We start from the raw sequence: 24508 nt of genomic DNA, 5'->3' as shown, positions 1-24508 counted from the left end.
ACCGCCTCACCCGCCCCTGGTGGCGCGGCCGAGGGCATCGGCCAACAGGGCGTTGCCGTCCGGCTCGGCGGGCATGTCCTCCCACCGCTTCACGTCGTTGTCGGTGACGCCGGGAAGCCGTTCCCACGTCGCCCGCTGCGGCACGCCCAACATCGTGACGGCCTTGCCCCAGGCGTCCACCACCGCCGCCAGCGAGCGGGAACCGGTGTCCCGCCACCGGACCTCGGCGGCGATGTCCGACCAGCCGGCGGTGTCGCCGGCCGCCAGCGAGCACAGCCGCAGCACCTGCCCCCAGGACTCCCCATAGGACGTTCGCCGCTCACCGACCCGCCGTTGTAGACCCTGCTCCGCTTCGTCCAAGGCGTCGGCGGACAGGTTGGTCAGGCTCCCGATCAGCGCGTGCGGCGGGGTCTGGGTGATCGCCGCGAGGTGGCGCAGGACCTGTTCGAGCGCGGCCACGTAGCCGCTCAAATCGGTGGCGTCGAAACTCCCGAACCGGGTTTCGGGACTGTCCGAGTGCAACAGTCGGTCCGGACCGATCGGCGGTTCCGTCCCGTCGTCCAACTCCAGGCCGGCGGCCCAGCGCTGGCGGTGCGCGCCGTGTTCCTGCGCCATCAGCAGGTGGAACACCGACAGGTTGAGGCGGTCCTGGACATCGATGATCGGGGCCACCACGCCGGGCCGTTCTCCGTCAAGATCCTCGCTGTCGCTGAACCGCACGACCGGGCAGACACCGAGGCCGTGTTCCCGTGTCTCCACGTAGGACAGTTCCCCGGTCCGTTCGTCCCCGGCGAGGAAGTAGACCGCCTGATCGTCGTACAGGCGGTAGACCTGCGCCGGGCCGCTCGGCCCCCACGACGTCCCGCGCGCCACGGCGTACACCGGCCACTCGTCGGTGGACTCATCGGCGTACACGGCGGTCATGGTGCGCGGGGACGCGCCTCGGACCAGCGGGACCGGGTCGCCCGGGGTGACGGCCGCGAAGGAATGGCCGTACTCCAGGGCGGCACGGTGGACGCCGGTTTGCCGACGCGCCAAACGGTTCGCGGTCCAGTAGGACCACCCCGCGCCCTCGGCGGCCTCTGGTGTGGACGACGTGCGGTAGCCGTCCACGAAGAGGTTCTGCGCCATCAGGTCCAGCAGCAACCGGCACCAGTTGGTTCGGGACTTCCGCAGCAGCCAGAGATAGTGCGCCTTGGATGTCTTGGGCGCATACGGCAAGTCGTGGTGCCCTTGCACGTAGCGGTGCACGTGCTCGTTGCGGTCCTGGTCGGGCCACATGGCGATGATGCGAGCGGCAACGTCGGTCGCATCCCGTTGGCTGAGAGGCACAGGAAGCTCCTCCTTGCTAGCACCGGGCAAGCGGGGCCGGCATCACGCGCGCCGGACGAGTTGAACGTGGCATACGACTGCGCACCGTTCATTCGAACGGAGTAGTCCGCGCGCACCGTTCGAATGACAACATGGACGGTCACCTAAGTGCGGGAGAACGAGATGGCCGACAGTGGCGAAGTTGCCGGATTCACTCAACCTTTGATTCAAAGCTTTAACCTTCCTCGTGAAATAGAGGGCATAGGCAAACTGTTCGCCAATCTCTCCAAGAGGACAACTATGCCAAGTCTGATCTATCGACAAGGGGGTGCTTATCGCAAGTTGTTGAACCTTGACTCTCTCGACCTCAGCGGCAAGGGTGCGTCGCAAATCTTTGCCGTCGACGTTAGTCGACACAACTTGAATGTAACCACAAGGGAGAGCCTCAATGGCTGGCCCTTGAGGCTTTTTGAGGTTAGCGCGACATGGAGAATCGCCGACCCGATCAAGGCGGCCGAGCTGGGTCCCATTCCGACCAAGGCTCTTGAGATGGACATCGTGCGAGCGGTCTTCGCAACGATCGTAAGCCTGAACATAGGCGATACTTGGCCGCTGAGAAGAATTAACAAGCTGTTCGACGAACACCTTCACGGTAGCGGGCGAGAAGAAATCAAGGAACGTCTCGACTTCCTGCGCGAGGTAATTGATGTTGAATCCGCACGCGTTAGAGTGCTCCCGCTCGACGCGGTGTCAAATTCAGACCTTACCATAGCGCCCGGCGAAATGGATGCAAATACCGACCTGCCCGCTATCGCCATAAGGAGGGACGAGACCGCTGATCAAAGAAGGACGAAGGCGGCGGGAGAGGAAGTCGAAGGACTGCTTGAGAACTTCAAGTTTCCTCCTCCGCTGATTCAAAATTTTTCAAACACCAAGAGCTTGAACGAAGACGCTCAAATCTCCTGGTACATGCGGGAAAAAGGGCGTAGTTTCAACAACTATATAGCTGTGCGTAGCGAGTTCGAGATTCTCTCCCACAAGGAGAGCGGCGAGGCCGAAGTGAGCGTATACACGTCCGCCAAAAATGGTGAGCGACTAAAGGAAGCGCTAGTCGAAGCGCTCAACGCATTCGGGATTTCCGCGATTGAAGAAGAGCCTCCCATACTTGGGTCATGGTTTCAGCGATTGAGAATCAAGCTCAGCCGCGCGGCCAATGGCGAGGCTATGGCCAACAAGAAGCGAGCGATTGGAGCGGCCGTGGAGCTCTATTCCGCAGGAAAGGTGGCGGCCGATATATCCAAATCGAGATCTGAAGCCGTAAAGAATCTCTTGGATGCAGTTCAGAATGAACCGGAAGCTGTAGTAAGGATTGACAATATAGTGATAGTAAAAACCGCCGGCAGGGTTGTTGTCAATACCATTGACGAAGCGCAGGCGCTTGAGCTAAACAGGCGTTTCGATATACTCAACAACCCTGCTCTTGTTTTTGAATTCTTAAGTCAGATGCGTGGGGATGCCAGTGTCATTGCCCGCTCGATTGACCAAGACATGAAATCGCACCTCGATGGCGGCACTGAACGTTATTCCATCGACTAATGCGCCGCCTTGGGCACGCCAGGAAGTGTCTACCTATACGAAGACGCGCAGCTTGCCAGCGCGCTTGCGGTTGCGTTTGGCCCATGCGGGCGAGGCGAGCACCAGGCGGCGGGCGTGACGCGCGCCGATCAGGCAAACGGCAAGGTCGATCTTGTGCGGTGACTCGCGGCCTTCCTTGGCCACCGACACGCCGTAGCGGTTCGGGGCGCGGCGGGCGTTGAGCACGTGCCGCCGTAGCCGGCGGTCCCCGTCGTGGGTCATGGACTGGTCGCGGATGTCCACCAAGGACCGCTGCGCCGCAGCGGTGAACTCCGCCGTGCGGGAACGCATGTCGAACGCGACCGCGTGATGGTTGCGGCCTTGGGTCGCCTCGATCAGTAGCCGGTCGGCGAACGCTGGCGCCCAAGCGTCCACATAGGACTCAAACTCGCGGACATCGGCGAAGAACGCCACCACGTCATACCGCTCGAACGCGTCCCGCACCGCGCGGTCCGCCTCGGCCCGGTCGACCTGCCATCCCTTGCCCGCCGGCCCCTCGGGCTTCTCCTGGACGTGCAACACGAGCGGGTGGCCGTCGGAGATCCGGACCGCGACAAGCCCCGTGGCGTCGTCCGACTTTGACCCGTCGAAGAACATGGCGATGGTGTCGCCGTGGGACACCGGTTCACGGTGGGACAGTCCACACGCGTCCCACTCCTGCGCTGCCACCCACGCCGAGGCCGACGCCCCGCGCTGATTGAAGAAGTACCGCCTTGACTCTTCAACGCTTTTGGTGACGTCCCAGAACTCGGCCTCGACGATGCCGGCCAGATCCATCCACTCGGCCGCCGGCCCGTATGCCTCGGCCAGCGCGGCGACCATCGCCGACATGCCGGTCAGGTCCACATCGGCCGGCGCTTCCCGGTGGTCCCACAGCAGCCGGGAGGCGCGGGAGCGTCCCTCCCGGATCGCTTGCGCCTGGCGGTCGACTTCCTCCAACGTGGACTCTTCGCCGGCCTGGTACATCGTGGACGTCAGCAGCGCCCACGGTTCGGCGTCCCGCCGCTTGCGCAGGTTGCGGTCCACCGTGCGAAACATCCGCCGCAACTCGGCCGTGGTGTAGAGGTGAGGTTCGTCGAACACCGCCAGGCTTTCGCGCCCGCCGTCCTTTGCGGACGAACTCGCGGTTGACGGGATGATCTCCCCGCCGCCGGGGATGATCACGCGAGTGAGGCCGGCGGCCCCGGTCGGCAACCCCTCGGCCAGCGGCCCCTCGGTCAGGTTGTAGTGAATGACGTCGAACGTATTGCCGGCCTGACTCTCCTCTGTTGCCAGGCAACGAATGTAGGGGTAGGTGACGGGCCGGCCCATGGGTTCGCCGGCCTGGTATTCGTAGGTGAAGTCTCGCCAGCGGAACACCTCCCCGCCCTCGGCGAACCCAGCGAAGCGGGCGGGGCCGAACGCCTCGAACAGGGCAAGCCAGCCGGCAAGTTCAGACTTGGCGCGGCCCTTCGGGCGGACCAGCGCGGCCCGGGAGTACAGCCGCCTCCCAGCGGTCCCCAGTGCGTAGGAGTCCACCAGGAACCCCGCGAACTCGTCATCCAAGGTGACGGGGTCGCCCTGGACGTCGCCAGGGCCGTGCACGCCGAAGTGTTCCACCCACGCCGAGGCCAGCCAGCCCAGCGAGCGCCGCCGGTCGTGAGCGGGCGCGTAGACCAGTTCGCGTGGCACGTCAGGTCTCCTCGGCCAGCCTGCGCCGCCGGTCGGACAACCGGGTGACCACCGCCGGGTCCACCACTGCAACAGGCTGGTCGGCGGCCGGGGCCACGTACCGAATGCGCAGCTTCAGCCGGTCCTCATAGGTCAGACCGAGGCGGGCCGACCGCAGCCGCATCTCTGCCGCGCGGGCCGACTCACCCCTCCAGAACTCATCCACCAACACGGCGGTCTCCGCCGCGAACCACCAATCCGTGTCCGTCCACAGCGACGCGTGTGGCATGTGCCGGACGGCCTCCCACCACGCCACGGTCTGTGGGTGCCAGCGCGCCCGGCCACGGCGCGGCAGGTCCGGCGAGGGACCGGTGTAGGGAACGGCCACCACTGTGATCCAGTCGTACACCTTCGGGTTGCGGTTCCGCGCATTCCCGCTTGGCGGCCTTCCAGTGAGCGCCATCGCCACCCCCGGTTCACTATTTAATTGTGCGTTTGATAAGTTGTTTAGCTAGATTGGCGTCAATATGTTTGTTCGCACAGCATCAGTGGCTCGATACAGTTCATGGTCAGTAAAACCCAGTTCCCGTAGAGCAACAAGCCGCATTAGCAAGTCAACGCCGACCTGTAGTCGGCGCATATCCCAGTCGGTCTGCGTAATAGGGTTCGCGTGTGCAATATCGTTGCGCAGCTCAACGACGTCCGCGCAAAACTGTTGAACATCACCGTTTGCAATCGCTTGGGCGGGTTGCCCGACGAACTCAAACAGTTCCCCAAGACGCTTCGAAAACGAGGGTTCGTGTGCTCGACCTACCGCGCCGTGCAACCATTGAACGTCACCGGACTCCGTATCTGTCGAACCCTTGACCGCCTTGGCGATACGCCGCACTCTTGCAGTGTCCGCAGCACTACGCTTCTTTGAGTCTGGAAACAATGCGCCATGCATCGCCTCGGCCGCAGATGCGACACTAAAGAACCTGCTCGTTAGGGCCGCAGTTTCGTCAACATCGGTCACAAAGAGCAAGTCTAGAACGGAGTCGTATTTGTCGACAAGCTCAAACCATTTCGTTAGCACGGCCGGAAAATGCAATTCATTGAAGGTGGCCGGGACGATTCCCACAGTGACATAGCTGGCCCGAACGGCCTCGTGTGTGACGCCATTTACGATCACGCACCTACGCGGATCCTCTCCAGCCTGTCCGGCGGTGACATGAACGGGCCGCGTTTCAGGCAACCAGAACGTCAGAAGTGACAGTAGGTAGCGCAAGCCTCGTTGATACTTGCGCCAAACAGTTTCCGGCGCGCATGGCTCAGCAAGCTCCACGTACAGCAGATTGCCATATGAGTAGGAATAGCTCAGTGTGCCAAAGCTCTCCGTCTTGGTGGTAACCAGTGAGACGGTGCCACCGTCAATATCTGCGACGATCGGATCGGGAATACTGTGCCGGATATTCAACACGTCGCCGTCCGTACTTCGGTCAGCAGCGCCTCGAATAGCCCACTTGTCGAGTATGTCAAATCGAAACGTCATGGATGCGACCAGAATGGGTGAGTTGTTTTCGTGATCAACGTCCGAAATATAAAGACCCAGTATCGCATGATCGAATCGAAATGTAGCTTCACCATGTTGCAGCTCGACTAGGTATCCGTCAAAAAGTACAGTTCGGGAGCCTCCCGCGGTCTCCGCATAGGGGATGTGATTCGTGATTGATGCCGGTATTTCGATCGAGCCCAGAATTATTTTTAGCAGGATCTGACCATCGAACGTTACGACGCCGTAGTATTTCATTGAAGTGAACGCGGGGAGAACCCACCTTGCAGTTACTTCGTTTTTTGTTTCAATCACGGCGGCTCCTACGTTCGCGACCCCGTATCGAAGTCACAGCTGAGACGGGACATCGTACCGGCCACTGGTCCCGAGTTTCATACAGACAGCGAGGCGCTATGACGTACCGGTACTGGTCGTTGCCGGACCGGGGTCACCCCCCACCCCGGTCACCGACCGTCACCGCCGACGGGACGACGGGGCTGGCCCGGTCTTGCTCTCCGCTGGTGGCGCTGCGGTTTCCCCGGTCGGCGTGGTCTCGGTGGCCGCCTGGTCGCTCTCACCGTCCGCGTAGCCGGCCTGCCCGGCGTCGTCCACCAGCTCGGGCACCGCGACCGCCAGGCCGGCGGACAGCAGCCACTCCGCCGCCGCGTCGTCCCGGTCGATCACCTCGCCCATGTCACATCCACCAAGGGCCTGATTCAGACGCACTCGCATTGCTATTCACTCCCATTCATCGGAGATATCCAGGGTGTTTCTCGGGCGGCCGGCGGGCCGGCACGCGGCGCGCTGCGGCGGCCTGCCCGCCCTCGCGGCCGGATTTGGACGCGTGGCACGGGGAGCACACCCCGCGTAGGTTCTCCGGGCGATGGTCGTCGCCCCGTTGAATGTGGTCCACCTCGGTTGCCGGCCGCCGCCGGCATACGCGGCACACGGGGTCGCGGGCGAGAATTTGGACGCGAACGCGGGACCAACCCGGCGGGAGGCGGGCGGCCCGGTCGCTGGTTTCCCAACCCATGTCCGACCACCCCTCACCCGGGAGACTGACGGAGCGTCCACTGCGGAAGGGCGCGTGCACGTGCAGACATCACAGCCCTGAAGCGGCGGAGCGCTTGGCGGCGTGACGGCGGTCACCGATCTACTCGTGATATGTCTCAGTATCAAACACAGAGTGATGATGGTGCGCACCATCAGGCGATCAAGTCCGCTGACTGCGCGGAGTGGCCGTGGTGGTGCGGTAGGTTCTGCTCCGCTGACGGCGGATCCCTTGCGCGGCCCGGTGTCCCTCTCTGGGGAAGGGGGAACAACGGAGAGGAGTGAGGTTGAGGCCAGTCAGTAAGTCCGTGAGGATCATCATCACGTTGGTGATGGAAGGCCTTCGCGGACTAGATGAGGCGAACGCGGTTCCCGTGTGGGTTTCCGCGCCCGCCCTCCGGGTACTTGCTGCGATCCTGCGCGACAGGAGCAAGTGACCCACGGGGCGGTCCGGTCCCTCAACCGGGCCGCCCTGCCTTTACTGGCGGCGTAAACCGTATCACGGTAGGCCGGTTGACCTTCCTGATGTCGCTCGATCGGCGACGGCGTCATGGTGTTGGAACGGGAGCACCCCGGCGCGGGGGGAAGTCAACGCCGGGGTGCTCAACCGTGGGCGGGTGGTTCCGTCCGGGGGGGTGGGACACAAACCACCAACGTGATCGACAGTACGTTCGGTGCTGGTCAGAGGCAAGCGACTTCACGGACTTTGTTGGCACAGCGCCACATCGGACAACATGCCGCACCTGACGAGTGAGATTTCCCTTGCCAGGTGCGGCATCTGCCGCGCCTCACGCGCTGGTGGCCGCCGCGTTCGCCCGCCGCCGGGACCACGACGCCAACGCCTCGGCCCGGTCATACAGCGGCCGCGCCTTGTCGCCGTGCCGCGTCCACTTGTCCTCACTGCGCCACCGCCGCAGCGTCCCCGCCGGCACGCCCAGCCACGCGGACAGCTCGGCCGTGTCGGACAACGGCGTGCCCTGCGCGACCGACAGCGTGTCCCACTTCGCACGCGGCCAACTGGTCCCGCACACACGGCACACGATCCGCGCGGCCCCCACCCGCACCCGCAGCGCCGCGCCACAGGTGCGACCGCGCCCCGTGTCCACAGGGCACTGTCCCACCGGAAGGAACTTGTCCAGCAGCCCCAAGGCGGCCCGCATCTGGCGATGCAGAGACGTCACCTCGGCCGCCAGATCCGCCACCCACGGCTGACGGGTGATCCAATCCAGCCAGTTCACCAACAACGACACCTCGCCGGACACGGTCCGCTGACCGAGGCCGAGGGTTCCGGACACCTCCGTGCGCAGCGCGCCCAGCTGCGAGAGCACCGCGCCCGCCCACGGCTGAGCGCCGACCCAGTCCAACCAGTTCACCAGCAACGCGCCATCGCGGCGCTCGGCCTCGGTCAGCGCCGGCCGCACGCCCGTGTCCGCCCGGACGGTGTCCGCCCACGTGCTCAGAACGCCCAGCACGCCAACGGGTTCGCCATCCTCGGTGGCGCTGCGCGGGTCGGTCAGCGCCACCACCGCGTCCACGGCCGGCGAACGCGGCCCGTATCCGGAGCTGGTTCTCACACCGACGTCAGCGGCACCGGGAACGGCCGCGTCCTCGGTCAGCGCGTACAGCTCCACCAACTCCCGCAGGGTGGCCCGCAGCTCCAGGGCGCACGGGTCGCACGTCAGGTAGCCGGCCTGTGCCGGGTACGGCCGGCCCGATGCCGCACGGCACCCCAGTACACAAGCGACGGTCGTCGAAGCGTTGTGGTTCAACGGGTTTGCTCCATTTCAGCTGTGGCGCCAGGCTCCGCGGACCAGCCCATGGCGGCCCTGACCTTGGCCATTCCACGATGGATGGTCGCCACGGCGCGGGCGTTCTCCTCGGCGTTCAACCTGTTGCGGCGCAACGCCTCCCGGTCGCCCTTGGTGCGGCGCGCGGCGCGAATGCGTGTGATCAGGTTGGCGGGGGTGAGCGTGTCGGGGCTGGTGTGGGCGTGGGCGATGACGGCGGCCTGGCACTCGCCGAGGCTGTAGCCGGCTAGCGCGTGCCGCCACGTGGTCACCGCCGCGTCGCTGGTGTCGGTCCGGCTGTCGTGGTGGGACACCAGGCCCAGCAACACCGCCACCTCGGCCGGGGACATCTCCCGGTCGGTGCCGCTCACGCTGTCCACCCCGAACCGGCCGAGGCAGAGGCTGAGGCGGTGGTCCGGCCGTGCGATCGGGACGGGTGCGGCGCGGCCAGCGGCACCAGCTCACCGCGTCGCCGGCCCCGGGCGATCTCCCGAGTGCAGGGGCGGCCCGGTCCGGCGTGGCAGTGCGGGCACGCCTGGTCCAGCACGCCCAGCGCGGCGGGGTCGACCGCAGCGCGGACCCAGCCCAACCGGCCCGCCACGGCGTCCACGATGGACCGGACCCGCTCCGGGGTAGTGGGTGCTGCGGCGGGCAGCGCCAGCAGCTCGGCCACCGCCGCCGGCCCGGACCGCGCCGCCCGTAGCCGCTGGGTGACGTGGGCGGGCATAAGCCACTCGGTCGACTCGGCGAAGTGCGCGTGCACCGCCTCCACCGCGTCATCGAACGCCCACCGCCCGCGCTGGGCGGCCTCCAGCCACGCGGCCACGCTGGCGTCTCCGGGCTTGCGGTTGTCGTAGGCCATCGCCACCGCCAACACGGCGCGAATCTCCTGCTCTGTCATGGTTTCCCCTCGGTCAGGGCTAGCGGCCCGGTCGCGGTGCCGCCGCCGAGAAACGCGGCGATGTTGGCATCCGTGGCACTGGCGTAGCCGCCGTGCGCAGGCCCGCCGGCCGCAGGGCGGGGACGCCTGGCCTGGGCCTGGGCGTCGCGTTCGGCGTCGCGCTGGGCCTTGCGCATCCAGGTGCGCCACGCTGCCGGCCAGTCCATTTTGGATGCTCGGCTGCCGCTAGCGGCGGTCCAGTAGTCCACGAACTGGTCCGTGTCGGTCCGGCCCACCAGCGGGGTGTTCTGCCGCGCCCAGCTGATCATGTCCTCGGTGACGGTGAAGTCCTCGGGGATGCGGCACGCTCGCTTTCTTGCACCAACAGACGACGAAGGAGTCTGTTGGTGTTCTTTATCTTGTATCTCTTGTCTTTTACTAAAGATCAAAGGGGTGTGACCGACAGGCGACTCTGCCGCGACTCGCGGCGGTGTCACGCGTGTGTCACGCCGTGACGGCGGTGGGGTTGACGTGCGCCGACGCTGTTGGCGGGTGCGGTCTGCGTCCCGTTTCGCTTCCACGTAGTCGCTGCTGGCCTGCCTCGGCCAGTCGGTGAAGCGGAAGCCTCCGCGTGCTCGCTTCCAGATGCCGCGCGCCACCAGCTCGGCCGGGGTCTGTTCGTCGTGGACTTGAAGCACGGCCAGAGCCGAGGTCGGCACCCATCCGTCAGTGAGATGGTGTGTGGACCAGGACACGGACCGCGTCCAGAGCGCGACGGCATCACCGGAGAGACCGAGGAACGCGGGATCGGCGTAAAGCCCGTCAGAGAGTGGGAAAGTAGCCATGTCAGCACCCCACCGGCCCGGCGGTGTGGGTTGTCATGCTGCTGTCCTCCTGTTGTGGGGAAGGGAAAAGGGCGTGCGAGACCGTCACCGGACCCGTAGCGGGCGCGGTGATGACCTCGGGGCAGACGGGCCGGCTAGGCGTCCAGCCGGCCGAGTAGTTCAGCGGCGCGGGCGAACGTGATGGCGTGCGCGTCAGCGATGCGGGCGCGCTGGGTCGTCCACCGCGTGTCGGTGGTGACGGCCTCCCACCGCGTCAACGCGGCGTCTAACGCGGCGGCGGCCTCGGCCGCCTGCACGGCCAGCGGCCGGCGACGCGGCGCGGCAGGGGCCGGCGACGCCTCGACCTCGGCCGGCCCTGTGGGCACGGCACGGGGCGTTTCAGGGGCGCTGTAGCCCTTGCCGTCCACACCGACCACCCGCCCGGCGACCACCCCGGCATCGGCGGGGAGATCACGTCGGACGGTCCGCTGATCCACGCCCAGCGCCGCGCCGATGGCGCGTGTGGACAGTCCCTCGCCGCGTAGCCGGGCCACGGCCTCCTGACGCTGCGCCCGAGGCAGCCGCACGTGGTGCCCGCCGAACTCGCCGGCCACGTACTCCTCCCACGCCCCGTAGCCCAGCCGCGCCCAGTCACGACGCTGATAGGCGGCGATGATGTCGGTTTCCAGCTGCGCCAACGTCTGAAGTCCCGACCGGATCCGCTCCGCTCGGGCCACCGCCTCATCCTGCGTGGACACCTCGGCGGCCTCGGCCGCCACCACCAACTCACCCGACATGACACATCCCCCCGGTAGAAACACGATTGGCCGCCAACCGCATCCGGGTGCGGATGCGGGCGGCGGTGTAGGTGGACATGCGGGTGCGGGCCGCCACCTCGGCGTCCGTCCACCCGCAGCGGTGTAACCAGCACACCGCCAACTCACGGGCGCGCGTGCTGACCTGTTCGGCCACCACCTCGCCCCGGACACAGCGCCGCGCCGCCTCTGAGTCCACTTGGGACGTTGCGGCGCCCATCACTCATCGCCCCCGAACATCATGCGTTCCAACAGGTCCGCGTTCAGAACGTAGACGCGCTGCGGCTTGCCGAAGTTGCCCGCGGTTCGGTCGTCGCACGGCACGAAGCGTTCGGTTGAGACGAGAAGTCCCTTCTGTACAAGGGTTCTCACCGTCGCGCCGACCATCGCCGGGTTCGTCGCGTGTGGAATGTAGGGGCGCATGGTGTTCGCGGTCGTGCGCCAGAAGATGTCATCGGCGGCGCTGCGGACGATCGCGTACACCACTTCCTCCAGGGACCGGCGGTTGGACGGGTCACCGACCAGCAGCGAGCACACCGCGTTCACGGCCGCGTTCGGCGGCTCGGCGGAGTCCTTGTCGGGTAGCGGCTTGCGCGGCTCGGCGCGGCGGGCGACCATCCGTGCCGCCGCGCCGATGTCGGCCGCCGTCCACCACAACTCACGTTCGTCCGCGCACAGCGGATGCACGCCACGCCCGACAACGTCCCACAGCTCACCGCCGCACAACCGGCAGACCGTGGCCCGGCGCGCGGCCTCGGTCATGACACCAGAAGGAACGTCGTCACCGGCCGCGTCTCCGAGCACGCCCGCGCGACCCACGGCCATAGCCGCTTGACGGCCTTGGCGGACAACGACGTGCGCAACGTCGTGCGGTTGGTCACCGCCGGCAGGCCGGCGATAAGCCCCACCTCGGCGTCCCCGAGGGCGCGCTTGATGTCGGCCTGGAGGTCTCCCCGCAGCTTGGACAGTCGCGTGATCTGCTCCTGTACCTGATGAAGCATGTCGACATGAGCGGCGTAGTGGTCGATGTCGACCGCAGCCGCCGGATCGTCCATTGTGGATGTTGTGACTCGGATAGGCATGGTTGGGCCGCCTCCCCGACGGCCGAGAATGGGTTGGACGGTTGGCGGCCTGGGATAAGGCAGCCAGCCATGCGGACAGCAGATGCAGAAACCCACGCTCGGCCGGTAATCGGCCACTGCGGACACGCGTCACCCACACTTCGCCCCCCTCCCCGGTGGCTAGTTCCCTTGCGGCGCAATGCCGCAGGCACGCGGACGGCCACTGTGCCGTCCACTTCTCCACAGTGATCACCTCACACGGTGTTGTCAAGCGAGGCGGCAAATGCCGCACCTGTGTTGCGCGGGGTGACACCGCGCCGCAGGGATGGGAGGATGCCAGGGGACGGCGTGGCCGTCCGGGGGTCAATCCGAGGTGCGGCGAATGCCGCACGTGCCGCCTATGGGGGGACGGCACCGGGCCGCCTACGGGGCTGGGCGGATGTGAAGGGGACGACATGAGGCGTGACAGCCAGCGCACGGACGCGCGTGTTCCGTGCGAGTCCTTAGGGGACGATGAGGTTGCGTTCGACACGTCAAAGCCGGTGGACGCGTTGGTGTTGGAGTGCGGCGGCGGGCGCAGTGTCCGCCAGATTGAGCGGGACGCGGGTGTGTCGCAGGGAAACCTGCACCGCTACATCGGGGGATCGGGAGCACGACGCGGGACGTATCCCACTCTGGACACCATCGAGACGATCGCGAAGGCGCTGGGTACCTCGGTCAACCGGGTGTCGCGGGCGCTGGCCGAGGAGGCCGGCATACCGGAGTTGCACGCGGGCGACCCGCCCCCGGCGGTAACAGACGACGAACGACAGCTGTTGGAGCACCTGCGGCGAATGCCGCAGCAGTACCAGTCCCTGATCCTGCACCAGGTCGCGGCGGCGGCGGAGTGGAGCGACGCCCAGTCAGAGGCCGGCCGAGGCGCTACGTAGCCGATCGTCCGGTGTACGTGCCCGGTCGCGTGCGTGTACGTGGTCGACGGCGGGCGGGTGCGTAGAACTACGCACGACCGTCTCAAGTGGACACACGCGGAGTCACGCGGCTGGCGCGTTCGGCATTGGCCGCTTGGGCCGTCCGGGTGACTTCCCTTGCCGTAGTTGATATTCCCGTGCTGCGCGGGTTGAGTGGGAGCGCATACACAGCGTTCACAGCGTGAACCGGCCCGACCGGCCACCGTCGGCGGGCACGGCAGACGGGGATGGACCCCCGCGCGACAGCCCGGGGTCCATGCAGAGGGGAAACAGTGGACTACGGCAGGTTTCGAATAGTGGACCGACTGGACAGACCGTGGGTCGCCCGGGTCAATCCAGACGGCACCCGGACGGTTCTGATTCGGCGCGGCGAGGTGCTGACGGTCGGGCTGGTGCGCCGGCTTCAGGCATGGGCCGCCCAGCCGGCCGCCAAGGCCGGCCCGGCGCTGCCCCTACCGAGTCCGCCTCGGCGGGCCGACCAGGCCGGCTACGACGTCGCTGGCGGCGCGGCGTGCGCGACCCTGCCCAGGATCGCCCTGCCGGCCGCGCTGCTGCGGCGGCACCACCGCGTGGTGCTGACCGTGATCACCGACCGGGGGCCGCTGGTGATCGGTGACCAGCTCACCGCAGCGACCACACTGGCGACGGCGGCCGGCGGTCCCCCGGTCATCGGTGCCGATGAGTCGCTGGCCCTGCCGGCCGCCACGCCGAGGCCGGCCCCAGCAGCCGCCAGCCCACGCCGTCCCGGCCGCCAGCTCCTGTACGCGGGCCGCCGGCAGGCGCACTGGTGGGCGGCGGTAGCGGTGCTGGCCGTGGGGAGTCTGTGGGTGGCTGACACGTTCGACGACGCGCCGACGGACGCCCGCTACGGCGTGGCGGAAGACGTCCGGTTGGAGGCCGTGGCGGTCGTGACGCACGCACCGCCGCAGACCTGGCCCCGCGTCACCGCCTACTGAGACTTGGGCGGCCTCGGCGGAACGCCAGCCGGACAGCCTACGCGGGTCCCGGAATACGAGCGTGCCCCCGGCCATTTCTGACCGGGGGCACGCTGGCCGTTATATCACTCGGCGGTCTTGCCTACGCCCGAGCACGTTTCACCACTCAAGTCCTGGTGCGAGTTGATCTCGTCACCGGGATTTGCTGCTGCGCGCTGCCCACAGTCGGGACACTTTCCGCCACCCGCCATAATGGCTACTCCCTTGCTTGCTCGTGATACGCACGGATAGAGGGTTCCTGCCACTCTCGATAGGAATCACCCATCGGGCGCGGCTCGTATCCGGGTTTCGTGACGATCTTCTCTGGCTTCTGCCAGGGGTCGCCACCACTGGGGGCGGAGCCCACCGCCATCAGTTCGATAGTGATTCCGTCCGTGCCCACCACACGGATGTTTCGTTGCCCGGCGGCATCGTAGGGTTCAACCTTGGCGATGCCCTGGTGGTTCGCCTGCTGAAGCAGGCCGAACAGGTAGTCATTGAATCGAGCGGGCCGCATCTCACAACACCCCCTTGGGGACGGTGTAGTTCGCGCCCGCCGGGACGCCAGGTCCGCTGGCCCGAAAAACCATCACAGTAGTGGATCCGCCATTTGCGTAATGAATTTTGAGACGACTGTGATCCAAATCGCCCGGTTCGGTTGTGCATCGGGTGACTGCCGAAATTTCCGGGTGGTCGTCCGCCTCTATCAGGTTGACGATCATGTCTTCCAACTCGGTCACGCGCATGGCGTTAGTATGCCACCTCCTTTGTTTGTGTTCATTCTGGGTCTGTGAGGGGGCCGCTCGGCCCGGCGAGTCCGAGCGGCCCCATGTGGCCGGGAGACGGTCCACGCCCCAGGTTGGCGGTCCGAGGCGTTGACCCTTGCTGACGGACGGCCGGCTGCAAGTGGGGGGCCGTCCGTCCGTCAGGGTGTCTCGACCGGCGTGGTCTGCTCGCTGGCCTGGTCACTCTGCGGCTGGTCGAACCACTCGGGGCACTCCTCCAGGAGTGCCACCAGCGCGGCAACACTGCCGTGCCTGGTTGCCGACTTGCCGCCCTCGACAACCCGCAGCAGGACGGCCCGCATGTGGTCGTGAACGACAACCGTTTCGGTCACCTTCCCGGACTGTCGAAAGTAGAGCAACGCTTTTCGCCCCTGAATATCATCGGGGTTACTGAGGCGAAACCCAAGGTTCTTGGTCAGCAGAATCAGTGCGTTTGTTGCTTCATTCTGCCCTGCGGCCTCGCTGAAAGAAATCCGCGCGGCGCCATCTTCATTGTTCACGGTCAATCACCTGTTCCCCGATGAACTTCTTTACCAGTACCTCTATATGCGCAATTCTCACCCGTTCTGCGGACCGTCGGGCACGCCGAATGAGTATGACAATAAGCAGAGAGAGGCATATCAATGACGCAATGAACAGTGGCAGGGTTGGCATTGCATCCTGAAAGGCTTCGCTCTGTGTCGGGTGAATCATTCGTTCACCACCGTGTGCTGATGCGGAATTGCCATTGGGTGCACCGCGACGTCGACAAAGTCGCACACACACCATAGGCACTCACACTTTCGGCGAATGATCAGCGCCGACCTGAGGTCTTCAACAGTGCCGGAACGGAACACGTGACGCTCGGAATTGCACCCCGGGCACACGTTCTCGGACCGATTGAAGTCGTATATGTGTTGTGTTTTTTCACTTTCGGTCAATGTGAGAGGGTTCGCCATGCTGACTCATCCCCAGGATTTGTGGGTCGACAAGTTCGGCACCATTCGCCAAATGGGTGCCGAATTGCAGTCTTTTGGAGCGGGGCGGCCCGCCGGGTCAGTGCCACTCTTAGTCACCGCCCGGAGAGTCACTCGGACCGCCCCGCTGTAACCGAACCTACGGCAGATCAAGAAGCTGGAGGGACAGTAAAGGGACAGTCCAAACGGGTGACGCCCAAGTGAACGACGGACCTGGAGGGGCAGTTTCCGCTAGGGGGCGCGGGTACCCTGGAGGTGTAGGCCAAGCAACCTCGGAGGAGGCAGTGTTGGACCTGACGTCACAGGTGTCGCTCGGCAAGGCCGTCGCCCGCGAACGGAAGTTGGCCGGCCAGACGCAGGCACAACTCGCCATCGGTATTAACTACTCCGAGAGTCACGTCAAGAAGGTGGAGCAGGAGAAAGAGCCCGCTTCGCCCGCCTTCGTTGCGGCCGTAGCTCGGTATCTGAAGATCGAGCCAGGGGTTATTACGTCTGTGCCACTGCGACACGACGATGAACCGCCACTGCAAGGCGTTGCAGAGTTGCAGGCCATCCTTGCTGAAGGAAAATATGTGCGCCCCGACCCGCCGGGCACCCTAGCCGAACTCTCGAAGGCGGTTGAGGATGCTCACGCAAATTACTACGGCGACAAGGGGAAGGAAGCGCTCGCCGCGCTTCCTCGCATTCTTCGGCAGCTCTACGGGGCGATTGTCGCCGAGTCTGGCGCAAACAGGCTCCGTGCAAGCTTTCTGCTCAACAGGTCTTGGTATCTTGCGGAGCGGATCTCTCGCCGCTTCGGATATCGCTCCATGGTAACCGCGATCATCGATCGCATGGAGTCGTCCGCTGACCAGGCGGAAGACCCGCTGTGTGTAGCGCAGGCACTCACTCAACGGGCGCACGCATTGATGTACTACGGCGATAATGACGCCGGCCTTGGAATGGTGGACCGCGCGACTGGCTTGGTTACCGATCGCACAGAGAGCGGCCTTTGCGTGCTGGGTGCGGCAACCTTGTCTGGCGCAATCATATCCGCCCGAAAGGGGCAGCTAGACACGGCCCTTGAATACATTAAAGACGCGCGCCTCCTTGCGGCGCGCGTGAAGGGTGAGAGCCCGCTATATGGAACGCTATTTGGTTCGGGCAACGTTGATATTCACTATTTTGGGGCCCTTATGGAAGGTGGGGACCCGGACAGGGCGGCACGAGAGGGAGCTTCCCTAGTTTTCCCGCCTGGCGTTTCGGCCCCCAGAAAGGGGCGACACTATCAGGACCAGGCGCGCGCGTGGGTGCTCGCTGGAAAACCTCAAGAGGCGTTGAGGGCGCTCAATCTTGCGCGAAAAATCGCCCCGGAGCAGACCCGGGCACATCCGCAAGTGTTGGAGACCGCCCGTGCCATCGCCCGACTGGAGAAGCGGAGGACTGACTCCCTGGCCAACTTCTCCGGCTGGCTGGGCGTGAAGCTCTAGCAGCGTCAGGCGGCCACATGCCGACTGCCCTAGGGGAGGGTTGGCGCAGGCACCGAGGCAAGGCAGTGGTGCCGCCTCCAACAGGCTTGACCTGCGGAAACAGCGCCACTGCCTTTGGGTGCGTCAGTCGGAACTTGACTAAGGGGCCCTTCATGACATCAGTTGGAGTAGACCGCCGGGTCCAGGGTGCCGATGTAGGGCAGGTCCCGGTAGCGCTCGGCGTAGTCGAGGCCGTAGCCGACGACGAACTCGTTGGGAATGTCGAAGCCGACGTACTTGACCGGCACGTCCACCTTGACCGCGTCGGGCTTGCGCAGCAGGGCGCACACCTCCAGCGAGGCCGGCTTGCGCGAGGCCAGGTTCTTCAGCAGCCACGACAGCGTCAGGCCCGAGTCGACGATGTCCTCGACGATGAGCACGTTCCGGCCGGCGATGTCCCGGTCGAGGTCCTTGAGGATGCGCACCACGCCCGACGAGGACGTGGAGGACCCGTAGGAACTGACGGCCATGAACTCCAGCTGGACGGGCACCGGCAGGGCCCGCGCCATGTCGGTCATGAACATCACCGCGCCCTTGAGCACGCCGATGAGCAACAGGTCCGAGCCGCCATCGGTCGCGGGGTGGTCCGCGGCGACCTGCTTGGCGAGTTCCTGGATCTTGTCGCTGATCTGCTGCTCGGTGATGAGCACGGAGGCGATTTCGCCCTCGTACACGGGCAGCTTCCCCTCTTTCGGCCTGGTAACGCGCACCCGGTCAGGGCCGCGCTCGGTCTAGTTGCAGCCTGCCATGTGCGCGCTGTGCCACCAAGCCACCTCGGAGCAACACGCCCCCCTGACCTCGCCATTCACCGATCAGGGCGTCGATGTCACGCAGCTGGGCGTCGGTGAGCTCGGTCACACCGCGTTGCCGCAGCCAGCTCCTCAGCACCCGCCTCCGGATCGCCGCCGGCCTTGGCGCGAGCTCCGCCACCACCAGCTCCTCGGGCGCGCCGACCAGCAGTTCCGCCGCCAGCGCGTCCAGCGCGTCGATGTCCTCCCGCAGCTGCGCCGCCGTCCGCGCCAGCGCGTCCGCCACTCCGCCCTGCAACACCTCCTCCAGCAGCGGCAACACCTCGTGCCGCAGCCGGACCCGCGTGAACGACGGGTCGACGTTGTGCGGATCACTCCAGAAGGCCAGGCCCTGGGCCGTGCAGGCCCGCTCCGTCTGGGCCCTCGTCACCCCCAGCAGCGGCCGTCCCCAGGGCGCGTCCAGCGGCCTCATGCCCGCGATCGAGCGGGGGCCCGAACCCCGGCCCAGGCCCAGCAACACCGTTTCCGCCTGGTCGTCCCGGGTGTGGCCCAGCAGCACGATCGCGTCCTGCGCCGGCAACGCCTTTCGCAACGCCTCGTACCGGGCTCTCCTGGCCGCCGCCTCCACGCCGCCCGGGCCTTCCACCCTTGTCGTCAGCACCGTCACATGCGGCATCCCCAGCTCTTTGAGCTGGTCCGCCGCAGTCTCCGCGATCTTGTCCGCCCCCGGCTGGAGGCCGTGGTCGACGATCAGTCCGTGCACCGTCAGGTTCAGCCTCCGGGCCTGGTGCTGCGCGGCGGCCGCCAACGCCAGCGAGTCCGCTCCCCCGGACACCGCCACCCCCAGCTGGCCGCTGGTCAGATGCCCGGCCTTTCGAGCCGCGATCACCAGGCGGCGCACCGCGGTCCGGACCGCGGACACCGCTTCGTCAGGTCGCGCGGTCAGGGGTGCACTCGGCGGAGCCAGGCGTCGGGTTCGGCGATCTCGGCGCGGGTGGGCAGGGTCTCGGGGGAGGTCCACACCGCGTTGAAGCCGGGCATGCCGACGGCGTCGACCACGTGGCGGGTGAAGGCGGCGCCCTCGGCGTACTGGCGGATCTTGGCCTCGACGCCGAGCACGGCCCGCAGCACCCGGTCGAGCACGCCGCCGCCCTTGCGGCGAGCGGTGAAGCGGCTGCGGAGGGTGGTCACGGAGGGCACGACCACGGGGCCGACGGCGTCCATGACGTGATCGGCATGCCCCTCGAGCAGGGTGGACAGGGCGACGAGCCGGTCGAGCACGGCCCGCTGCTCGGGGGACTGGATGAGCTCCATCAGCGCGGTCGGCCCGACCTCGGTCGGCCGGACGGTCCTGAGGCGGTCACGGGCGGAGCGGACCATCTCGGGGATGCGGTTGAACGCCCCGACGGCGGTGTCGTCCATGACCGACACGAGCTGCCCGACCTGCCCGGAGAAGTAGTCCCGCAGCCACGGCACGGCGGTGAACTGCAGCCGGTGGGTGACCTCGTGCAGGCACACCCACATGCTGAAATCGCTGGCGGGCACGTCCATGGCCTGCCGGGCGGAGACGATGTTGGGGGCGACGAGCAGCAGCCGGCCGCCGGCGCCGAACGGGTCGTACTGGCCGAGCACCCGTGAGCTCAGGAACGCGAGCACCATGCCGGCCTGCACGCCGGCGGTCCCGGCGAGCACGCCGGCCAACGGCCCGGGCAGGGTCGCGGGCATCGCGCCCTCGGTGAGCAGGGCCAGGCCCTCGCTGGCGGCCCGGACCCAGCCGTGCCGGTCGACGACGACGCCCTCGCGCAGCGGCAGGTTGTGGCCGAGGCCGGTCAGCTCGCGCACGTGGAGCTCGGCCGGGCCGGTCATCTCCCGCAGCTCGCGCACCACGGCGTCGGCCTCGGCCCGGGGCACGCTCGGCCCGGACCGGATCAACCGCTGGGCGGTCGACGCGGCGACCGACCAGTCCACTGGTGACGGAGGGCCACCGGCGGGCAGGGACCTGGCTGCGTTTCCGGCGTTCACAATCTCGACGCTACCTTGCGTGACGCCCTGATGGCAGCAGCCGACTCAGCGGCATCCGCAGCCACGCAGCGCGGCGGCGACGGCGTCGAGCGCGGCCCGCCCCTGGTCGATCTCGGATCCGTTGGACATCAGGGCGAACGCCAGCACCTTGCCGTCGGCGTCCTGAACGATGCCGGCCAGCGTGTTCACCTTGTCCAGGGTGCCGGTCTTGGCCCGCACGTATCCCTTGCCCGCACTGGAGGCGGCGTCGTTGTACCTATCGGACAGGGTGCCGCTGCCGCCGGCGACCGGCAGCCCGTTCAGCAGCGGCCGCAGCTTGGCCACCCGCGGGTCGCCGCCGCCGTCCGGCCCGGCGGCCACGGTCATGATCGAGCCGAGCAGCTTGGCCGTCACCCTGTCCTGAGTGGACAGTCCACTGCCGTCGGACATGGTCACGCCGGTCAGGTCGAAGTTGTTGCCACGCAGGATGTTCAGCACGCTGCTGGTGGCGCCGGCGAAACTCGCCGGGGCGCCGGCCTGCTTGGCGACCTCGCGGCCGACGGCCTCGGCGAGCACGTTGTCGGAGATCTGCAGCAGGGTGCTGACCATGTCGGTCAGCGGCGGGGACTGCACGCTGCCGAGCACCTTGGCCCCGGCCGGCGCGGTGCCGGCCTTGACCGAGTTCGGGTCCGCCCCGAGCCGCTTGGCGAACTCCTTGGCCGCGTCGACGTCCGGCGAGCCGGTGCGGGGCGGGTCGGTCTGGGTGGGCTTGCTGCGGCCGCCGTCGAGCATGAGCGGCGTCATCGGGGCGACCGAGCCGCCGGCGATGTCGCTGCCCTCCCAGCCCGGCGCCATGGGATCCCCGGTGTAGCGGCTGCTGTCGAACAGCACCTTGGTCACGGGGCCGCCCGCGGCCTGCTTGACCTGCTTGACGAGGTCGTCGAGGTGCGCGGCGCCGGGGTAGACGCTCTCCTTGCCGTCCGGCAGGGAGGACAGTGTCGGGTCGCCGCCGCCGACCAGGATCACCGAGCCCGGCTCGGGCCCGGCGACCACGGTGGTGGTGAACCGGAACTGCGGGTCCAGCGACAGCAGCGCGGCCGTCATGGTCAGCAGCTTGCCGGACGAGGCGGGCGTCAGCGGCGTGGTCGAGCCGTGGTCCCACAGCGTCGTGCCGGTCACCGGGTCGACGATCGTGCCGCTCAGCGTGCCCAACGCCGGCGACGAGGCCGGGCCGGCCAGCGCGGCGGCGAGGCCGGCGGCGGACGGCGTCGGCGGATTGCTCAACGGCTTGATCAGCAGGTTCGGGGCCGACGGGGAGGGCGGCGGCGAGGTGGGGGTGGTCGTCGCGCCGCCGAAGCCGAGGGCCTGCACCACGCCGGGCGCGCCGAACCAGATGCCGGCGCCGAGCACGAGCACCAGCACGATGGCGAGGCCCACCAGCGCCGGCTTGCGGGACCGACGCGTCGCGACCGGCTCGTCCTCCTCGGACGTCCGCGGCGGCGGTGGCAGCTGCGGCGCCGGCTGCGGGACGTCGTCGCCCAGCTCCGGCCGGCCGGCGGCGGGCGGGCGCGGCACTTGCACGCGCACGGTCGGCGTGTTGTCGCCGAGGGGCATGTCGGCCGGGTTCGGCAGCTGCACCGTCGGCGGGTCGAGCCGGGCCCGGTCGTTGTCCACCGGCATCGAGACCGTGTCCTCGAGCGGGGACACCGGCGGCTCGGCCTTGGTGTGGACGTCGGCCAGCCTGATCACGAGCGTGTCAGGTTCCTTCTCCCGCGGCGGCGGCTTCGGGAACTGCGTGGTCGGCGGGACCGGCGGCCGCTGCCGGGTCGGTGGCTGCTGGTTCGATGGCCGCTGGTTCGGCCGTGGCGGCTGGCCGCCCAGCCTGGGTGGCGGTCCGGCCGGCTTCGGCGGTTGGGAAAGCGGCGGCTTCGGGGGTGCGACCGATCGCGGCGGTCCGACCGGCGGCTTGGGCGGCGCTGGCGGCGAAACCGGCAGCGCGCCCGGCGGCCTCGGCGGCTTGGGCGGTTGCGCGGACGGTTGTTTGGGCGGCTGTTGGGGCGGCTGTTGAGGTGGAGGTCCGGCCGGCGGCTTGACCGGCAGCGCGGTCGTCGCTTCCGCCGGCCGCACGATCGGCTTCGGCGGCTGACCAGGGGAAACCGGTGGCCGACCGGTCGGCTTCGGCGGCTGGCCAGGCGGAATCGGGGGGTGAGCGGTCGGCTGTGGCGATTGCGGCGGTCGAGCTGGCGGCGCCGCCAGCTTCGATGTCGGCGGCTCCACCGGCCTCGTCGGCTGAACCGGCCGCGTGGTCGGCGGCTCCACCGACGTCGAGGACTCCGGCGACGTGGCCGGCGGCACCGGCCTGGTGACCGGCGGCTCCGCTGCCTTCGGGGGCTCGACCGGCGTGGCCGACGGTACCGGCCTCGTGATCGGAGGCTCGGACGGCTTCGCCGACTGGAGCGGAGGCTCGGCCGGCTGAACGGGCGCCGAGGCCGGCGGGTCGGCCGGTTCAGCGGACTCCACCGGCCGGTCCGGCGACGCGGTCACCGGCTCCGCTGTCGCCGCCGGCGGGACCACGGCTTCGGGCTCCGGCTCGGCGGGCTCCTCGGCCTCCGAGGCCGAAACCGTCGCCGAGGGCGTCGGGAGCGACACCGGCACGACCGGCTCAAACGCCCACGAGGGCTTCGCGGTCGTCTCGGCGGGCTCAACGGGCGCCGAGGACTCCACAGAATCGGCGGCCGGAGCCGCCGGCAGCGGGACCGGTTTCGTGGGATCCACGGTCAGCTCGGCGACCGGCGTGGGCGCTGGGGATTCGGCCGGTTCATCGGCGGCCAGGTCCACAGGCGGCGCGGCCGGTGTCACGGATTCCGCGGCCGGCTTGGGAGACTCGGCCTCCCCATCGGCCGCAAGGTCCGCCTCGACAGCGTCCGCGGTCGACGAGACCGAAGACTTGGACTCGGCGGCCTCAGGAGACTCGGCCCCCTCATCGGCCGCAAAGTCCGCCTCGACGGCGTCCGCAGGCAACGAGACCGAAGACTTGTCCTCAGCGGTCCCAGGAGATTCAGCCGCGAGGTCCGCCTCGACGGCATCGGCGGGCGGCGAGACCGAAGACTTGGACTCGGCGGGCTCGGGAGATTCGGCCGGAGGTTCCGCCTCCGCCGGGGCCGGTTCCACCGGACTCGGGGCCGGCTCCGCCGATTCGGCGGCCGGCGAGGGCTGCGGGGACTCGGCGACCGGAGGCTCCTCCCCCGCTGCCACGGGTTCCGCGACCGACTCGGCCGATTCCGCGGAATCAGCCGACTCAGCGGCCGGAGGCTCCTGCTCCGAGTCCGATGCCGGGTCCGATGCCGCGAGCTCCGGTTCCGGCTCCGAGGGCGGCGCGGCCGAGTCGGCCGGCGACGCCGTCTCGGTCGAGGACTCCGCGACCGGCTCGTCCGGAACCGGTTGCGGCTGCGCGGCCTCCTCCTCGGATTCCGCTGCTCGGGCTTCCGATTCGCCGGAAGGCGCTTCCGATTCGTCGGACGGCGATGCCGGCCCCGAGGCCCCCTCGACCACCTCAGGCTCCGAGGACTCCGCAGCGGACGCCGCCGGCTCGGCCGCCGGCGTCACGGCCTCAGCGGACTGCTCGGCCGGCTCATCCGATTCCGCCGGCTCCGTGGACTCCGCCAAGGCCTGCGACGCGGGCTCCTCCGGCGTCGGCTCCGGGTCACCCTCCGCGACTTTCACCCCATCGAGTGACACCGAATCGGCGTCCGGCCACTGCGGCGCCGCGGTGTCGTCGTCGGCGTCCGGCCAGCCGGGCTGGTCGGCCCCACCTGCGGCGACGGCCTCCTCCGGGGCGCCGTCCGCCGGCTGGCTCGGCCACTCGGGCGCCGATGGGCCGGATTCGGGCACAAAGTCCTCCTCGACGGGGTCCGTGGCCGACACGGACCAAACTCACACAGCTCACCGGCCACACGGATGCCGGAGACGCACGACTTGTGGTCCACACTAGTGGCGTAACCGGAGTGCCAACCCCGACGCCGG

At 67.7% G+C, this 24508-nt stretch carries 25 protein-coding genes; 5 read left to right on the top strand and 20 right to left on the bottom strand.

Annotated features, from left to right (window positions below):
• Nucleotides 1-6: 6 nt before the first annotated feature.
• Entirely contained in the window at nucleotides 7-1332 is a 1326-nt protein-coding gene (locus ACIG5F_RS08580) for a phage portal protein (RefSeq protein ID WP_396516799.1), read from the bottom strand.
• 147 nt (nucleotides 1333-1479) lie between these two features.
• Between ACIG5F_RS08580 and ACIG5F_RS08575 the strand changes: the two genes are divergently transcribed.
• Complete coding sequence (locus tag ACIG5F_RS08575; RefSeq protein WP_396516798.1) at nucleotides 1480-2907, top strand: hypothetical protein; 1428 nt, start codon at nucleotides 1480-1482, stop codon at nucleotides 2905-2907.
• Nucleotides 2908-2940: 33 nt separating this feature from the next.
• Here ACIG5F_RS08575 and ACIG5F_RS08570 read toward each other — a convergent pair whose 3' ends face one another.
• From ACIG5F_RS08570 to ACIG5F_RS08515, 12 genes are all read right to left on the bottom strand, one after another.
• Nucleotides 2941-4617, bottom strand: coding sequence for a Terminase (locus ACIG5F_RS08570; protein WP_396516797.1), 1677 nt, complete (start codon nucleotides 4615-4617; stop codon nucleotides 2941-2943).
• Between the two features lies 1 nt (nucleotide 4618).
• Nucleotides 4619-4984 carry a hypothetical protein gene (locus ACIG5F_RS08565; protein WP_396516796.1) on the bottom strand — a complete coding sequence of 122 codons (366 nt, stop codon included), beginning with the start codon at nucleotides 4982-4984 and terminating at the stop codon, nucleotides 4619-4621.
• A gap of 123 nt (nucleotides 4985-5107) precedes the next feature.
• Complete coding sequence (locus tag ACIG5F_RS08560) at nucleotides 5108-6442, bottom strand: HEPN domain-containing protein (RefSeq protein WP_396516795.1); 1335 nt, start codon at nucleotides 6440-6442, stop codon at nucleotides 5108-5110.
• A gap of 159 nt (nucleotides 6443-6601) precedes the next feature.
• Nucleotides 6602-6820, bottom strand: coding sequence for a hypothetical protein (locus ACIG5F_RS08555; RefSeq protein ID WP_396516794.1), 219 nt, complete (start codon nucleotides 6818-6820; stop codon nucleotides 6602-6604).
• A 55-nt stretch (nucleotides 6821-6875) separates the two neighbouring features.
• Complete coding sequence (locus ACIG5F_RS08550; protein WP_396516793.1) at nucleotides 6876-7160, bottom strand: HNH endonuclease; 285 nt, start codon at nucleotides 7158-7160, stop codon at nucleotides 6876-6878.
• 805 nt (nucleotides 7161-7965) lie between these two features.
• The gene (locus tag ACIG5F_RS08545; RefSeq protein ID WP_396516792.1) at nucleotides 7966-8946 is read right to left on the bottom strand and encodes a hypothetical protein; all 981 of its coding nucleotides are present in this window, start codon (nucleotides 8944-8946) and stop codon (nucleotides 7966-7968) included.
• Nucleotides 8943-9335, bottom strand: coding sequence for a hypothetical protein (locus ACIG5F_RS08540; RefSeq protein WP_396516791.1), 393 nt, complete (start codon nucleotides 9333-9335; stop codon nucleotides 8943-8945). Before ACIG5F_RS08540 ends, ACIG5F_RS08545 begins: the two co-directional genes overlap by 4 nt.
• Entirely contained in the window at nucleotides 9332-9865 is a 534-nt protein-coding gene (locus ACIG5F_RS08535; protein WP_396516790.1) for a hypothetical protein, read from the bottom strand. Before ACIG5F_RS08535 ends, ACIG5F_RS08540 begins: the two co-directional genes overlap by 4 nt.
• Entirely contained in the window at nucleotides 9862-10173 is a 312-nt protein-coding gene (locus ACIG5F_RS08530; RefSeq protein WP_396516789.1) for a hypothetical protein, read from the bottom strand. Before ACIG5F_RS08530 ends, ACIG5F_RS08535 begins: the two co-directional genes overlap by 4 nt.
• A gap of 650 nt (nucleotides 10174-10823) precedes the next feature.
• Nucleotides 10824-11465 (bottom strand): hypothetical protein, encoded by a 642-nt coding sequence (locus ACIG5F_RS08525; protein WP_396516788.1) that lies wholly within the window; start codon nucleotides 11463-11465, stop codon nucleotides 10824-10826.
• Nucleotides 11466-11702: 237 nt separating this feature from the next.
• Nucleotides 11703-12302 (bottom strand): hypothetical protein, encoded by a 600-nt coding sequence (locus ACIG5F_RS08520; RefSeq protein ID WP_396516787.1) that lies wholly within the window; start codon nucleotides 12300-12302, stop codon nucleotides 11703-11705.
• Nucleotides 12242-12538: a hypothetical protein gene (locus ACIG5F_RS08515; RefSeq protein ID WP_396516786.1), complete on the bottom strand. Its 297-nt coding sequence runs from the start codon at nucleotides 12536-12538 to the stop codon at nucleotides 12242-12244. The genes ACIG5F_RS08520 and ACIG5F_RS08515 overlap by 61 nt, the downstream gene beginning before the upstream one ends.
• A 548-nt stretch (nucleotides 12539-13086) precedes the next feature.
• On the opposite strand from ACIG5F_RS08515, the gene ACIG5F_RS08510 reads away from it, so the two are divergent.
• Both ACIG5F_RS08510 and ACIG5F_RS08505 read left to right on the top strand, forming a co-directional pair.
• Nucleotides 13087-13473: a helix-turn-helix domain-containing protein gene (locus tag ACIG5F_RS08510; RefSeq protein ID WP_396516785.1), complete on the top strand. Its 387-nt coding sequence runs from the start codon at nucleotides 13087-13089 to the stop codon at nucleotides 13471-13473.
• 335 nt (nucleotides 13474-13808) lie between these two features.
• Entirely contained in the window at nucleotides 13809-14468 is a 660-nt protein-coding gene (locus ACIG5F_RS08505) for a hypothetical protein (protein WP_396516784.1), read from the top strand.
• 235 nt (nucleotides 14469-14703) lie between these two features.
• Here ACIG5F_RS08505 and ACIG5F_RS08500 read toward each other — a convergent pair whose 3' ends face one another.
• The 3 genes from ACIG5F_RS08500 to ACIG5F_RS08490 form a co-directional block, all read right to left on the bottom strand.
• Complete coding sequence (locus tag ACIG5F_RS08500) at nucleotides 14704-15003, bottom strand: hypothetical protein (RefSeq protein ID WP_396516783.1); 300 nt, start codon at nucleotides 15001-15003, stop codon at nucleotides 14704-14706.
• A 1-nt stretch (nucleotide 15004) separates the two neighbouring features.
• Nucleotides 15005-15232: a hypothetical protein gene (locus ACIG5F_RS08495; protein ID WP_396516782.1), complete on the bottom strand. Its 228-nt coding sequence runs from the start codon at nucleotides 15230-15232 to the stop codon at nucleotides 15005-15007.
• A 179-nt stretch (nucleotides 15233-15411) separates the two neighbouring features.
• On the bottom strand, nucleotides 15412-15771 hold the full coding sequence (locus ACIG5F_RS08490; RefSeq protein ID WP_396516781.1) for a hypothetical protein: 360 nt from the start codon (nucleotides 15769-15771) through the stop codon (nucleotides 15412-15414).
• 743 nt (nucleotides 15772-16514) lie between these two features.
• On the opposite strand from ACIG5F_RS08490, the gene ACIG5F_RS08485 reads away from it, so the two are divergent.
• The gene (locus ACIG5F_RS08485) at nucleotides 16515-17696 is read left to right on the top strand and encodes a multiprotein-bridging factor 1 family protein (RefSeq protein WP_396516780.1); all 1182 of its coding nucleotides are present in this window, start codon (nucleotides 16515-16517) and stop codon (nucleotides 17694-17696) included.
• Between the two features lie 158 nt (nucleotides 17697-17854).
• Here the strand turns inward: ACIG5F_RS08485 and hpt are convergent, their stop codons facing one another.
• Genes hpt through dacB form a run of 4 tightly spaced genes read right to left on the bottom strand, consistent with a single transcriptional unit; the run spans nucleotide 17855 to nucleotide 22234 of the window.
• The gene (gene hpt / locus ACIG5F_RS08480; RefSeq protein WP_396516779.1) at nucleotides 17855-18409 is read right to left on the bottom strand and encodes a hypoxanthine phosphoribosyltransferase; all 555 of its coding nucleotides are present in this window, start codon (nucleotides 18407-18409) and stop codon (nucleotides 17855-17857) included.
• Between the two features lie 40 nt (nucleotides 18410-18449).
• Entirely contained in the window at nucleotides 18450-19406 is a 957-nt protein-coding gene (gene tilS / locus ACIG5F_RS08475) for a tRNA lysidine(34) synthetase TilS (protein ID WP_396516778.1), read from the bottom strand.
• Between the two features lie 20 nt (nucleotides 19407-19426).
• A complete protein-coding gene (locus ACIG5F_RS08470) occupies nucleotides 19427-20506 on the bottom strand; it encodes a zinc-dependent metalloprotease (protein ID WP_396516777.1) in 1080 nt (359 codons plus the stop codon).
• A gap of 45 nt (nucleotides 20507-20551) precedes the next feature.
• On the bottom strand, nucleotides 20552-22234 hold the full coding sequence (dacB, locus tag ACIG5F_RS08465; protein ID WP_396516776.1) for a D-alanyl-D-alanine carboxypeptidase/D-alanyl-D-alanine-endopeptidase: 1683 nt from the start codon (nucleotides 22232-22234) through the stop codon (nucleotides 20552-20554).
• Between the two features lie 553 nt (nucleotides 22235-22787).
• Between dacB and ACIG5F_RS08460 the strand changes: the two genes are divergently transcribed.
• Nucleotides 22788-22961, top strand: coding sequence for a hypothetical protein (locus ACIG5F_RS08460; RefSeq protein ID WP_396516775.1), 174 nt, complete (start codon nucleotides 22788-22790; stop codon nucleotides 22959-22961).
• Nucleotides 22962-24508 lie beyond the last annotated feature (1547 nt).

The organism is Kutzneria sp. NPDC052558, assembly GCF_044547355.1.
Lineage (GTDB): Bacteria > Actinomycetota > Actinomycetes > Mycobacteriales > Pseudonocardiaceae > Kutzneria.
The sequence above is the reverse complement of the archived record's forward strand: the minus strand, read 5'-3'. Positions and strand labels throughout refer to the sequence as shown.